At 67.9% G+C, this 12,857-nt stretch carries 14 protein-coding genes; 6 read left to right on the top strand and 8 right to left on the bottom strand.

Annotated features, from left to right (window positions below; all coding sequences use genetic code 11):
- Positions 1 to 163 precede the first annotated feature (163 nt).
- The 3 genes from ACWCO2_RS06405 (at position 164) to ACWCO2_RS06395 (ending at position 2,975) form a co-directional block, all read left to right on the top strand.
- Complete coding sequence (locus ACWCO2_RS06405; RefSeq protein ID WP_450126664.1) at positions 164 to 1,810, top strand: phospho-sugar mutase; 1,647 nt, start codon at positions 164 to 166, stop codon at positions 1,808 to 1,810.
- Positions 1,811 to 2,269 carry a flavodoxin family protein gene (locus tag ACWCO2_RS06400; RefSeq protein WP_450126663.1) on the top strand — a complete coding sequence of 153 codons (459 nt, stop codon included), beginning with the start codon at positions 1,811 to 1,813 and terminating at the stop codon, positions 2,267 to 2,269.
- A 370-nt stretch (positions 2,270 to 2,639) separates the two neighbouring features.
- Positions 2,640 to 2,975, top strand: coding sequence for a hypothetical protein (locus tag ACWCO2_RS06395; protein WP_450126662.1), 336 nt, complete (start codon positions 2,640 to 2,642; stop codon positions 2,973 to 2,975).
- Between the two features lie 140 nt (positions 2,976 to 3,115).
- Here ACWCO2_RS06395 and ACWCO2_RS06390 read toward each other — a convergent pair whose 3' ends face one another.
- Both ACWCO2_RS06390 and ACWCO2_RS06385 read right to left on the bottom strand, forming a co-directional pair.
- On the bottom strand, positions 3,116 to 3,496 hold the full coding sequence (locus ACWCO2_RS06390; RefSeq protein WP_450126661.1) for a type II toxin-antitoxin system death-on-curing family toxin: 381 nt from the start codon (positions 3,494 to 3,496) through the stop codon (positions 3,116 to 3,118).
- Positions 3,497 to 3,511: 15 nt separating this feature from the next.
- Entirely contained in the window at positions 3,512 to 3,718 is a 207-nt protein-coding gene (locus ACWCO2_RS06385; protein ID WP_450126660.1) for a type II toxin-antitoxin system VapB family antitoxin, read from the bottom strand.
- Between the two features lie 53 nt (positions 3,719 to 3,771).
- Here ACWCO2_RS06385 and ACWCO2_RS06380 point away from each other — a divergent pair, with 53 nt between their 5' ends.
- The gene (locus ACWCO2_RS06380; protein WP_450126659.1) at positions 3,772 to 4,362 is read left to right on the top strand and encodes a TetR/AcrR family transcriptional regulator; all 591 of its coding nucleotides are present in this window, start codon (positions 3,772 to 3,774) and stop codon (positions 4,360 to 4,362) included.
- Positions 4,363 to 4,453: 91 nt separating this feature from the next.
- Here ACWCO2_RS06380 and ACWCO2_RS06375 read toward each other — a convergent pair whose 3' ends face one another.
- The 3 genes from ACWCO2_RS06375 to ACWCO2_RS06365 all read right to left on the bottom strand — a co-directional run bounded on the left by ACWCO2_RS06375 (position 4,454) and on the right by ACWCO2_RS06365 (position 7,760).
- Positions 4,454 to 5,806 carry a glycoside hydrolase family 18 protein gene (locus ACWCO2_RS06375; protein WP_450126658.1) on the bottom strand — a complete coding sequence of 451 codons (1,353 nt, stop codon included), beginning with the start codon at positions 5,804 to 5,806 and terminating at the stop codon, positions 4,454 to 4,456.
- Positions 5,807 to 6,098: 292 nt separating this feature from the next.
- The gene (upp, locus tag ACWCO2_RS06370; protein ID WP_450126657.1) at positions 6,099 to 6,722 is read right to left on the bottom strand and encodes a uracil phosphoribosyltransferase; all 624 of its coding nucleotides are present in this window, start codon (positions 6,720 to 6,722) and stop codon (positions 6,099 to 6,101) included.
- Positions 6,723 to 7,040: 318 nt separating this feature from the next.
- Positions 7,041 to 7,760, bottom strand: coding sequence for a TetR/AcrR family transcriptional regulator (locus ACWCO2_RS06365; protein WP_450126656.1), 720 nt, complete (start codon positions 7,758 to 7,760; stop codon positions 7,041 to 7,043).
- Between the two features lie 118 nt (positions 7,761 to 7,878).
- Here ACWCO2_RS06365 and ACWCO2_RS06360 point away from each other — a divergent pair, with 118 nt between their 5' ends.
- Positions 7,879 to 9,462 (top strand): FAD-dependent monooxygenase, encoded by a 1,584-nt coding sequence (locus ACWCO2_RS06360; RefSeq protein ID WP_450126655.1) that lies wholly within the window; start codon positions 7,879 to 7,881, stop codon positions 9,460 to 9,462.
- 121 nt (positions 9,463 to 9,583) lie between these two features.
- Here the strand turns inward: ACWCO2_RS06360 and ACWCO2_RS06355 are convergent, their stop codons facing one another.
- Positions 9,584 to 10,717 (bottom strand): glutathione-independent formaldehyde dehydrogenase, encoded by a 1,134-nt coding sequence (locus tag ACWCO2_RS06355; RefSeq protein WP_450126654.1) that lies wholly within the window; start codon positions 10,715 to 10,717, stop codon positions 9,584 to 9,586.
- Between the two features lie 216 nt (positions 10,718 to 10,933).
- Between ACWCO2_RS06355 and ACWCO2_RS06350 the strand changes: the two genes are divergently transcribed.
- Positions 10,934 to 12,088, top strand: a complete 1,155-nt coding sequence (locus ACWCO2_RS06350; protein ID WP_450126653.1) for an alkaline phosphatase PhoX — start codon at positions 10,934 to 10,936, stop codon at positions 12,086 to 12,088.
- Here the strand turns inward: ACWCO2_RS06350 and ACWCO2_RS06345 are convergent.
- Entirely contained in the window at positions 12,066 to 12,554 is a 489-nt protein-coding gene (locus tag ACWCO2_RS06345) for a hypothetical protein (protein WP_450126652.1), read from the bottom strand. The genes ACWCO2_RS06350 and ACWCO2_RS06345 overlap by 23 nt on opposite strands.
- A complete protein-coding gene (locus tag ACWCO2_RS06340; protein WP_450126651.1) occupies positions 12,551 to 12,787 on the bottom strand; it encodes a zinc finger protein in 237 nt (78 codons plus the stop codon). The genes ACWCO2_RS06345 and ACWCO2_RS06340 overlap by 4 nt, the downstream gene beginning before the upstream one ends.
- Positions 12,788 to 12,857: the final 70 nt, after the last annotated feature.

The raw sequence follows: 12,857 nt of genomic DNA, 5'->3' as shown, positions 1-12,857 counted from the left end.
CGACTGGCTCCTCAGCTGGGACCAGTGGACCGCGAAGTCGGCGGCCTGAGTGCCTGCCTTTGATCCGGGATTTTGATCTTTGATGCGCCGAAGTAGCAGTGTTCGAACACTGCTACGCACTCACGACGCCTTGCTGGGCATGACTGGGTGTATCGGAGGCCGCGTGAGCGAATCGGTGGTTGGGTCCGGGACTGATGTGCGTGCGGCGGCTCGGCGGTGGATCGCCGGGGACGTCGATCCGCGCACGCAGGCGGAGTTGCAGCAGTTGGTCGACGCCGATTCGCCGGAGCTCGCGGACCGGATGTCTGGGATGCCGCAGTTCGGCACCGCCGGTCTGCGCGCCGAGGTCCGCGCCGGAGCGAACGGCATGAACCGCGCGGTGGTCGTGCGCACCACCGCCGGGGTCTCCGAGTGGCTGACCGGGCACGGCTACGGCGGTGGCGTCGTAGTCGTCGGCCGGGACGCGCGGCACGGTTCGGAGGACTTCGCCACCGATGCCGCCGGAGTGCTGGCCGCAGCCGGTTTCGACGTGCGGCTGCTGCCCGAACCTCTGCCCACACCGGTGGTCGCGCACGCGGTGCGCGCGTTGGACGCGGTCGCCGGCATTCAGATCACCGCCTCGCACAATCCGCCGCAGGACAACGGGTACAAGCTGTACCTGCGCGGCGGCATCCACCTGGTGAACCCCACCGACGGCGAGATCGAGGCCGCGGTGGCCGCGACGCCAGCGGCGAATTCGGTGCCCCGCGCGGAGACCTGGACGATCCACGAGTCCGCGTTGGACGACTACCTGACCCGGGTCGCGACTTTGCCGCGCGGCGACGCCCGCAGCCTGCGCATCGCGGCAACCGCACTGCACGGCGTCGGCGCGCAGCCACTCCGGGAAGCGTTGCGCCGCGCAGGTTTCGAGGACGTGCACCTCGTCGCGTCCCAAGCCGAGCCGGATCCGGACTTCCCCGCCGTCGGATTCCCGAACCCCGAGGAGCCGGGGACGACGGACGCGTTGCTGGCGCTGGCCGCCGAGGTCGACGCGGACCTGGCGATCGCACTGGACCCGGATGCCGACCGGTGCGCGCTGGGCGTGCCGGTGGACGGCACCTGGCGGATGTTCCGCGGCGATGAGACCGGTGTCCTGCTGGCCTGGCACATCTTGTCCACTTTGGATCGATCGGTGACGCCGGATCCGCTGGTGGCCACGACGATCGTGTCCGCGACCATGCTGCGCTCCATCGCCGCGGAGTTCGGCGTCCGCTACGACGAGACGCTGACCGGGTTCAAATGGCTGGTGCGCGCAGGAGACGGCGTGGGCACCGGACTGATCTACGCCTACGAGGAAGCGCTCGGCCACTGCGTCGACCCGGATTTCGTGCGCGACAAGGACGGCATCTCCACCGCGGTGCTGTCCAGCGATCTGGCCGCCACGCTGAAGGCCGCCGGACGCAGCCTCCCGGAACTGCTCGACGAACTGTCCACCGCGCACGGCCTGCACCGGACCGGGCAGATCTCCGTTCGCGTCTCGGACCTGAGCGTGATTCCGCGGATCATGCAGCGACTTCGCGAAACACCACCTGCTCGGCTCGCCGAGACCACTGTGGACGTTCAGGACCTGCTGCCGGACACCGATGCCCTGGTGATCACCGGCGCCGGAGGTCTGCGCGTGGTCATCCGGCCGTCCGGGACCGAACCGAAGCTCAAGTGCTACCTGCAAGTCGTCGAGCAGGTCGATGCGCTGCCCACGACGAAGCAGCGCGCCGCGGGCCGGCTCGCCGCGCTGGAGCGCGCCGTTTCCGAACTCGTGCGAGGAGACTGAATGCCCCGCCTGCTGATCGTGCACCACACCCCGTCGCCGGGCATGCAGGCGATGTTCGAGAAGGTCGTCGAGGGCGCGACGACCGACGAAATCGAGGGCGTCGAGGTGGTGCGCCGCGCGGCGCTGAACGCCACCGCGTCCGACGTGCTCGAGGCGGACGGCTACCTGCTGGGCACCCCGGCGAACCTCGGCTACATCAGCGGCGCGCTCAAGCACTTCTTCGACACGATCTACTACCCGTGCCTGGATTCGACCGCGGGCCGACCGTTCGGCTACTACGTGCACGGCAACGAGGGTGTCGAAGGCGCGCAGCGCGCGATCCGCTCGATCACGACTGGACTTTCCTGGCAGCAGGTCGCTGAACCGGTCACCGTGCTGGGCACGCCCGAGAAGTCCGACTTGGCGGCCTGCTGGGAACTCGGCGCGACCATCGCTGCCGGCCTCATGGACGTCGATTGATCCGCAGGACTCCCTGTTTTGCCTGGCCAGTGCCCGTGAGCGCTTTGGGCTGCCGTAGCGACCCGAAGTGCTCACGGATCCTTTGATCCCAATGGAGCCGTTTTCGCTTGTGGGGCAGCGGAAGAACCCCAGTTGATCTTGATCCGAGCTGGCCGAGTAACCTGATCGTGTCGTCGGGGCGCGCCCCTTGACGACCGGGGCGCCCTGGGCAAAGCCCGCCTTCCCTCATCAACGTGCGATGTTCGGGGCGCCCCTCCTCGCGCTCGGTAACCGACCGAATCCCGCTCAACTGCCCCGTTCAGACCACCCCAGTGCATCCATGCAGGGCCTCCAGCAGCATTTGCATGGCCGGAGGGGTTACGCTGCGACAGTGAGTGAGGAAACGATCCGACTCGAACTCGACGATTCCGGCGTCTCGGTGGATCTTCCACGGCCCCCTGGTTCACACGATCAGGTTCAGGGCGTCCCCTACCGACCTGTCGAGTTCCGCGACAACGACCTACCGGCCGCTTTGGAGCGTTCCGCCAAGTGGCTCCGCGAAGCCCAGGAATGGCTGGGGGAGCCCGTCGACGTGATCGCAGTCCACCTGGATTACGACGACGGCGAAGGCGCCCCGTACTACGACCTGAAGTTGCTCTGCAACGACGAAGACCTGGCGGGCGCACCGATCGCGCTGCGCAAGCTACAAGGCGGCCCAGTCGGCTGACCACCACCCCAACCGAAGCAGGAACTCGGTGGCCCGGCCGGAAATCCCGACCGGGCCACCGCTCGTCCGGGCCGAACTCTCTCGAAGTACCGGGGCTCTGGAGCGTTTCAGATACCGCTCCCCCGGCATGAATGCGGAGATCAAGCCTTCGGCTTCGCCCAGGACTCCAGAAGAACGGCGACGTCGGTGAGCTCGCGCTGGTCCCGACCGACCTCCCGGACCAGGTCCAGGGCCGCGTCGTCGCTGGCTTCCACCCACCAGCCGTTGAGGTCGCACATCGCCACCGCGGCCACCCACGCCAACCGCCAGTTGCCCTCGGCCAGCGGGCGGGTGCGGACGATCGAGTCCAGCAGCGCGGCGGACTTCAGCCACAACGTCTCGTAGGCCGGAACGCCGAACATCTCGGCGTGCGGCCGGTACGCCGCCGCGTCCAGCAGGCCGCCGTCCCGCACCATCAGGTCGCCGTCGGTCACCGCCGTGGCGAGCAGGAGCAGGTCCGACGTGTCGAGGTAAACGATCACGTTCTCAATAGTCGATCATGCGCTGCCGAGCTTGTCCAGCAAGCCCCGATAGCGGGGCAGCACCCGCTGCACGACCTCGTCGAGCTGCTGCTCCTTCTGCTGCCGCGCCCAGCGTTCGGCCAGCGCACTGCGCACGACCTCCTGCTTGGACCGACCTTCGGCCGCCGCCAGCTCGGCGAGCCGCTGGTTCTCTTCCTCGGTGAGGCGCAGGGTCATGGCCATGCGCTAGATGGTATCGCGCTGATACCACTCGTTGAAGGCGATAGTTTCGGTCAATGGCTAGACCGCGAGCGCACGACGACGCCCTGCGTACCCGGTTGCTGGACCGGGCGGGCGAGCTGCTGTCCGCGCAAGGCCCTGAAGGACTGAGCCTGCGACGACTGGCCGCGGACGTCGACACCTCCACCACCGCGGTGTACTCGCTGTTCGGTGGCAAGCCGGGGCTGGTGCGGGAGCTGTACGTGGAGGGCTTCCGGCGGCTCGGCGACCGAATGGAGCAGGTGGCGCGCACCGGATCACCGGTGGAGGACCTGTGCGCGCTCGGCCTGGCCTACCGGGAGAGCGCGCTGGCCAACCCGCACTTCTACTCGATCATGTTCGGCCGAGCGGTGCCCGACTTCGTCCCGGACGAGGAGGCCGCGGCCACCGCGCTGCGCAGCATGCGCCCGCTGCAGGAGGTCGTCGCGCGGGGCATCGAGCAGGGCGTGCTCATCGACGCCGATCCGGACGAGATCACCTTCGCCGCCTGGTCGCTGGTGCACGGCCTGATCTCGCTGGAGCTGCTCGGAACCGCGCTCGCCGGGAACGCGGACAGCGCCCGCTACGAACGGGCGCTGACGAACGGGATGGTCGGCTGGATGCGCTGACCCCGAAGCGACGGGGGGTTGCTTTCGGGGCCAGCGCGCGTCGTGTCCGATCTGGCGGGTCTCACCACACCGAGCACGACAACTCGTGGTGTCAGCCGAGCGCGTTGTGGAGGGCGGTCACCAGCTCGCCGTCCGGGGTGTCACCGTCCATCGACCAGACCATCGCACCGCCGAGGCCCTGCTGCTTGAGGTACTCGACCTTGCGGGTGATCTCGGTGGCGTCGTCGAAGGTCCAGAACGTGGTGCCGTCGAAGAGCCAGGCGAAACCGGCCTTGTCGTCGCGGTGCAGGGTGAACTGGCCGGCCTTGGCCTTGAGCACCTTGTAGTCCTCGATGCCGGCCTCGTAGGTGGCCGGCGCGGGGCCGGTGGAGTTCTGGAACAGGCCGTCGTCCTCGTTGGTCACGCCCGTCCAGCCGCGCCCGTAGAACGGCACGCCGAGCACCATCTTGTCGTCCGGTGCCCCGGCATCGCGCCAGGCCTTGACCGTCTGGTCGATGCTCCACTTCTCCGGTGACGGGTCGCCGTCCGGGCTGAGGATCGCCGACTGGTGGTTGGTCGTCGGGTCGTAGGCGCCGTGCAGGTCGTAACCCTGGATGGTGCCGAAGGTGAGCAGGTCGAAGACCTTGGGCACCTCGTAGCCGGCCTCGATCTTGGCCGGGTCGGCGGGCAGGAAGGCACTGATGTCGTAGTTCTTGCCGAGCTCCTGGCCGACGGCGTCGAGCTGGGTGCGCCACTCCTGCAGCAGCGCGGTGTAGTTCTGCTTGTCGGCCGGATCGACGACGTTGCCGGGGCCGCCCTCGGACGCGGGCCACTCCCAGTCCAGGTCGACGCCGTCGAAGATTCCGGCGGCCACGCCTTCACCGCCCTGCGGCTCGCCGATCTGCGGCAGGTTGCCGCGGAACCACATGTCGATGCAGGACTTCACGTGCGCGGCGCGCGATTCGGGGGTTGCCGCCGCGGCGTGGAAGTTCTTCGACCAGGTCCAGCCGCCGAAGGAGATGTAGACCTTGAGGTCCGGGTACTTGTCCTTGAGCTGCTTGAGCTGGTTGAGGTTGCCGGCCAGCGGCTGGTCGTAGGCGTCGGCCTGGCCGCTGACGCTCTGCTCGGCGGTGAAGCGGCGCTGGTAGTCGGCCCAGGCGTCGCCCTCGCCGGCCTGGTTGACCTGGAAGCACTGGCCGGAGGCGTCGATGTTGCCGAATGCGTAGTTGAGGTGGGTCAGCCGGCCTGCGGCGCCGGAGGTGTCGATGTTCTTGACGAAGTAGTTGCGATCGTAGATCGACCACTGGGTGAAGTAGCCGACCTTGCGGGCGGCGGCCTGCGGTTGGGGGGCTGCGGGGGTGTCGGTGGCGTCCGCCGGGGAGGCCAGGACCGGCAGTCCCAGCGCGAGGACCGCGGAGAGCAGCACCGGGAGTCGGAACGGGAACCGTCGTCTTCGGCTGAACATGGCGACTCCTGCTTCATCGGGGGGATCGCTTCATGTGGTATAGACCATATTCTGATCAGGTCTAGACCAGCTATCGCCCGTCCAGCCGAACCCGCTTGCTCCCCGGTTTTTCATGGTGAAGGGCACCTTTTGGCAAGCCGACCACCCCCGAGGAAGCGCTTCGCGCCACGGTGTTGAACGGCCTGAAGGTGCCCTTCACCGTTCACATCACCGCGTGATGAGCCGGGAAATGCGAAAGGATCCCGATTTCGGGGAAATCGGGATCCTTTTGCCGCGGAAATGTGGGAACGGGTCAGACCGTGCCGTACTCGCGGTCTCCCGCGTCGCCGAGGCCCGGGACGATGTAGCCCGACTCGTTCAGGCGCTCGTCGATGCTCGCGGTCACGATGCGCACCGGGAGACCGGAATCCTCCAGCTTCTGGACGCCTTCCGGGGCCGCGAGGGTGCAGATCGCCGTGACGTCGGTGGCGCCGCGGTCAGCCAGGATCCGGATCGTGTGGACCATCGAACCACCGGTGGCCAGCATCGGGTCGAGCACCATCACCGGGCGACCGGACAGGTCGGCGGGCAGCGACTCCAGGTACGGCGTCGGCTGCAGGGTGGTCTCGTCGCGCGCCAGGCCGACGAAGCCCATCTGCGCCTCCGGGATCAGCCGGTGCGCCTGGTCGGCCATGCCCAGCCCGGCCCGCAGCACCGGCACCAGCAGCGGCGGGTTCGCCAGCCGGTAGCCGTCGGTGCGCGCCACCGGGGTGTGGATCGGCTCCACCGCCACCTCGGCTTCCCGCGTGGCCTCGTAGATGAGCATCAGGGTGAGCTCTTGCAACGCGGCGCGGAACGCGGCGCTGTTGGTGCGCGCGTCACGCATGGTGGACAGCCTTGCCTTCGCCAGGGGGTGGTCCACGACCCGAACATCCATGACCGACAACAGTAACGGCCGCCCACCGGATCCACGTCGCAGCTGCTCGACAACGTGTCGTCGGTCGCAACCACCCGCTGCGCAAAGTCAACCACCGATCACCAGGCGCCATACCTCCACCGGCCCGGGGACCACAGTTTCAATTGAAACTGCAAATTCCACCCACGGCGGATCACAGTTTCAATTGAAACTGTAGATCCACTCGGACACGGCACCGGCGTGTCGGACCCCGACACACCGGGACCTGTGGAGAAGTCGGTGAGGTTGTGGATGGATCACGTGATTTCAATAATTGGAAATCAGGGGTCCGATTTCCAATTATTGAGTTTGCGTTGACCCGGGCCATGTCTGGGTGGTGGCGAGGCCTCGGACCAGGAGGTCGAGGCCGAACTCGAAGCGCTCGTCGTCGGTGCCGTCCATCAGGACCGGGAGCAGAGCCGTGATCGTCGGGAAACGCTCGGGCGGGAGCTCGGCGAGGTACTGCCCGACCTGCGCGAAGCGCTCGTGGCGTTCGGCGTCGCTGAGGTCGAAGTCCGCGGTGCGCTCGAAGGCCACCGCCGTGCCGTAGAGGGCGAGGATGTCCGCCGCGAAGGCCACCGCGCGATCCGGCATCCCGGCCGAGCGCAGGACCGTCATCATCGTCTCGCTGACGACCAGCGCATTCGGACCGGTCGGCGCCGGGGTGCGCATGACGACCTGGGCGATGCCGGGGTGGGCGCTGAGCACCGCGACCTGCTGGCGGATCAGCTCCTTGATCTGCTCCTCCCACTTCTCCGGGTCGGGTTCCGGCAGCGCGAGCTCGCCGATCACCAGGTCGAGCATCAGCTCGTGCAGCTCGTCCTTGTTGCGGACGTAGGCGTACAGCGAGGCCGCACCGGTGCCGAGCCGCTGCGCGACCTTGCGCATGCTGACCGCGTCGAGTCCTTCGGTGTCGAGCAGGTCGAGCGCGGTGCGCACGATCAGCTCCAGGCTCAACGGCTGCTTCACCGGCCGCTCGCGCTCAACGCGCTGCCGCCAGGGCGGGACGGGCACGGACATCGGTCTCCCCACATCAGAACACTGCTCTTGCCGCGAACACCGTACTTGACGCGAACACTGTTCGAGTGTAGAACAGTGTTCGCCACACGAACACTGTTCGCAAAGCGGGGTCACCGAAATGCCCGAACGCACTCCCGTCCTGATCGTCGGCGCCGGGCTGGCCGGTCTGTCGACCGCCGTTTTCCTCGGCATGCACGGCACTCCGTCGCTGGTGGTCGAGCGCCGCTCGGGCACCTCGACCCAGCCGAAGGCACGCGGCCAGCTGCACGACGCGATGGAAGCGCTGGGCTACGCCGGGCTGGCCGACGCCATGGTCGAAGCCTCACCGCGGGATCAGGGATTCCTGCTGCGAATAGCGGAAAGCGCGAGCGGCCCGGTGTTCCGCGAGATCCTGCACGACACCTTCGTGCCGCTCGACGAGCTGACGCCCGCTCGCTCGGCGGACGCCAGCCAGGCCAACGCGGAGCGCATCCTCGCCGAGCGCGCCCGCGAACTGGGCGCCGAGATCTGCTTCTCCACCAAGCTGGAGTCGTTCGAGCAGGACGAATCCGGGGTGCGCGCGGTCCTCTGCGACGCCGCCGGGACCCGCGAGGTGCACGCCGACTACCTCGTGGCCGCCGACGGTCACCGCAGCCCGATCCGCGAGCAGCTGGGCATCGGCACCCACGGCCGCGGCACCGTGCAGAGCACGATCCTCTGGCTGATCCGCACCGATCTGACGTCCGTCGTGGGCGACCGCCAAGTCCTCTACAACGTGGTGAACCCGCAGGTCTCTGGGGGCTCGGGGGTGCTGGTCAGCACCGACCACCCGGACCAGTTCGTGGTCGGCGTCGTTTACGACCCGGAGCGGGAAGGGCTGGCCGACTTCCCCGAGGAGCGCGCCATCGAGCAGATCCGGATGGTCGTCGGTGTACCCGACCTGGAGCTGGAGGTCCTCGAAGCCGACTTCACGACCACCGGCATGCACGTCGCGGACCGGTTCTCCAGCGGCCGGGTGCACCTGATCGGCGACGCGGCGCACACCATGCCTCCACAGGGCGGGATGGGTGGCAACACCGCGATGCTCGACGGCTTCTACCTGGCGTGGAAGCTCGCCGCGGTGCTCCGGGGCGAAGCCGGTCCTGGGTTGCTGGACAGCCACGACGTCGAGCGGCGCCCGGTGGGCGAGCTGATCGCGAACAACCAGTACATGAACGCCATCGTGCGCAGCATGCCGCACCTGATGCGGCCGGACGACACCCCGCCGATCGAGGACGCGAACATCCTGATGTTCGGCTACCGGCACAACGGCGCAGTCGTCGCGGAACCGGGCGACGAGGGCGAACTCCTGGAGGAGCCGTACAAGCCGACCGGTCGCCCCGGCTCGCGCGCCCCGCACGTCCGACTGTCCACACCGGACGGAGAGCGGTCCACCATCGACCTGTTCGGCCGGGAGTTCGTCCTGCTGACCGAGTCCGAGTCCTGGGCCGGCGTGGCCGAGAAGCTGGCCGAGGACCTGGGGATCCGCCTGCGGGCACAGCTGCTCGGCGGCGAGGTGTCCGGCGACTGGACCGGCAAGTACGGCGTCCCCACCGACGGAGCCGTCCTGGTCCGCCCGGACCGCTTCGTCGCCTGGCGCAGCCAGGCCCCGGCTCCGCCGCCGACCTGGAGAACGCCCTGCGCACGGTCCTCGACCGCTAACCCGGCCGAGGGAAGCCGCTAGGCCGTGAGCACTTTCTGGTGCCGTAGCACCACAAAGTGCTCACGGGCCACACCTGGCGGAAACGCCAGACCTGGCTCGGCGGTGGTCAATTTCGCGAGAAATTGGCACCCTCTCCCGCGGCTCACGGATGGAGGACGACCTTGGTGTAACCCTCGATCCTCTGGTCGAACTTGCGGTAGGCGTCCGGGGCGTCGGAGAGGGACAGCTCGTGGGACACCACGAAGCTCGGCTTGGCCCGGCCCGCGATGATCATGTCGCGCAGCTGGCGGTTGTAGCGCTTGACGTTGCACTGACCGGTCCCGATGACCTGGCCCTTCTCGAACATGCGCCCCACCGACACCAGCAGCATGCCCTTCTTCGCCTCGTCCGTCGGACCACCGGGGTCGGCCGGCACGTACAGACCCGGCACTCCCAGCCGACCGGTCGGGCGGACCGTGTCGATCAGCGAATTCAGCACCACGGCCGGTTCCTCCTTGGTGCCATCGCCGACCTGCGCCTGGTAACCGACCGCGTCGATGCCCTTGTCCGTCCCCTCCCCGGCGGTCTGGTCCTTGATCATCTGAACCGGGTCGCCCTGCGAGAAGTCGATCGGGATGGCACCTATCTCCTCCGCCTTGGCCAGCCGCTCCGGAATCCGGTCGACGCTGAACACCCTCGCGGCCCCGCGCAGCAGCGCCGAGTAGGCGGCCATCAACCCGACCGGTCCGGCCCCGTACACCACGACGCTCTCCCCCGGCGAGACCTGCGCGAGCTCGCAGCCGTGGTACCCGGTCGGGAAGATGTCGGCGAGCAGCACGAAGTCGGCCTCGTGGCTGCCGTCGGCGGGCAACTTCAGGCAGTTGAAGTCGGCGAAGGGAACCCGCAGGTACTCTGCCTGCCCACCGGTGTAGGGCCCCATCGCGACGTAGCCGTAGGCACCACCGGCGAAGCCCGGGTTGACGGTCAGGCAGAACCCGGTGTCGCCCGCCATGCAGTTCTTGCAGAACCCGCAGGCGACGTTGAACGGCATCACCACGCGGTCACCGCGGTTCAGGCTCGTCACCCCGGAACCGAGTTCCTCGATGATGCCCATGTTCTCGTGCCCGAACACGATGCCCGGCTCGGCGGCCGTGCGGCCCTCGTACATGTGCAGGTCGGAGCCGCAGATGGCAGTCGAGGTGACCCGCACGATCACGTCGTTGGGGTGCTGGATCGTCGGCCGGTCCACTTCGCCGACTGCCACCGAGAACGGCTCCTGGTACACGACTGCCTTCATGTCAGACCACCTCCGGGTGAAGACGCGCGTTTCCCCTATCCGTGCCGACTCGGGACTACCCGGTACCAGGCAACCCGAGACACGGATGGGCGTCACCCGAACGAGGGTTGCTCGAGAAGTTGACGGTGTTGGGCCGTTCGGGGGCAATGGGTGGCGTTCCGCGGTGAGTGACGGTCAGGATGGGGGTCCGCCGCCGACGGACTGAAGGGAGTCGTTGTGCGGCGTCGTTCTTTTCTTCGGGCTGCCGTGATCGGTGGCGGGGTTGCCGCTTTCACCGGTGGGTTGTGGACCGGGGCCGCCGTGGGCGGGCCGGTTCGGCGGATTGCTGAGAGTCCTTACGGGCCGCTGCTGGGCGCGGATGACAACGGGATCGAGCTGCCGAAAGGCTTCACCAGCCGCGTCATCGCGCACTCCTCCGACAAGGTCGCGGGCACCGACTACACCTGGCACGACGCGCCCGATGGCGGCGCGTGCTTCGTCGACGGGGACGGTTGGATCTACGTGTCGAACTCCGAGGTCGAGCCCGGCGGTGGCGTTGGGGCGATCAAGTTCGACGCCAGCGGCAACGTCACCGACGCCTACCGGATCCTCGAAGACACCCGGCGCAACTGCTCGGGCGGCGCAACTCCTTGGAACACCTGGCTTTCCTGCGAGGAGGTCAGCTACGGGTACGTCTTCGAGACCGACCCGTGGGGCGTCAAGGAAGCCGTGCGGCGGGATGCGATGGGCAGCTTCAACCACGAAGCCGCGGCGTGCGATCCGGATCGGAAGGTCATCTACCTGACCGAGGACGAACCGGACGGCTGCTTCTACCGATTCCGTCCGAACACCTGGGGCGACCTGGGAGCGGGCGGACTGCTGGAGGTGTTCGTCGCCGGGGAGGAGACCTCCGGCGAGGGCAGCTGGGTGAAGGTGCCGAACCCGACGCCGGACGAGGGCGACACCCCGACCCGCGAGCAGGTCGACGACGCGAAGCACTTCGACGGCGGCGAGGGCTGCTACTACGCCTCCGACCGGTGCTGGTTCACCACGACCGGCGACACCCGCGTGTGGCAGTTCAACGTCGCCGACGACACCTTCGGGCTCGCCTACGACGGCGGTGGGGGCCTGGGCGCCGTCGACAACATGACCGGGAGTTCCTTCGGCGACCTCTACGTCGCCGAGGACGGCGACAACATGGAGGTCTGCATCATCACCCCGGACGACGTGGTGGCGCCGGTGCTGAGGGTGAACGGGCACGACTCGTCCGGGCTCACCGGGCCGGCGTTCAACCCGGCGGGCGACCGGATGTACTTCTCCTCGCAATACGGCCCGTCCGGCGAGTTCTCCGACGGCTACACCTACGAGATCACCGGACCGTTCCGCCACTGAGTGCCCTTGAGTCTTTTGGGTTGCTGTAGCTGGCCAGAAGACTCAAGCCCCCGTGACCGGGGAAATCCGGCCCCAGCTGGATGCCGACGAGGCACGGGGGGTGTTCGTCGATGTCCCACAGGAGCCGGTGGCGGCCCACATACTCCGCCACCGGCTCCTCCGGCCACCGGATCACGTTTTCGGGCGGGGGTTCGTCCACAGTTTGTTTTGAAGCTGTGGGATCCCCGGGACGGTCCGCAGTTTCAATGGAAATTGCGGGGATACGGGGACGCGTGGTCCGGGCGGTGCGCTCGGCTTCCAGGGTCTCACTGAGCTGCCAGACCATCACCGCGCCTGGCCCGGCGCCCGCGTGCTGACCGTTGCCGCCTCGTATGGGTATGAGTGCGAGAATTCCTACTGCCATTGAGGACACTACGAAGACGATGAAGTAGACGTTGGGGTTCTGCACGAGGTCGAACAGGTTCATCGCGCACCTCCGGATGCCGCGTCGCGACGGGATCTGGCTTCGTTCCAACAGGTTTCACAGGTGGGATCGAGCCAATCGCGCTCGGTCGGCGAACCGACGGTGATGCTCAGCCCGCACAAGGTGTCCCGCTCCTGACCCGACCGTGGCAGTTCATCGGGCTCCAAACCGTGCCGAAGCCCGCTGGCGGGCCGCCAGTAGGCGATCAATCCCTGCGGCTGGAAGATGTCGGACACGTTGCCTCCCAAGGGAAATCGAAGGGGGGAAGGCAGTGGCCCCAGCCCGTGGCCGGGGAGGGACGACCAG

It is taken from the genome of Saccharopolyspora sp. NPDC002376 (assembly GCF_053593195.1).
The sequence above is the reverse complement of the archived record's forward strand: the minus strand, read 5'-3'. Positions and strand labels throughout refer to the sequence as shown.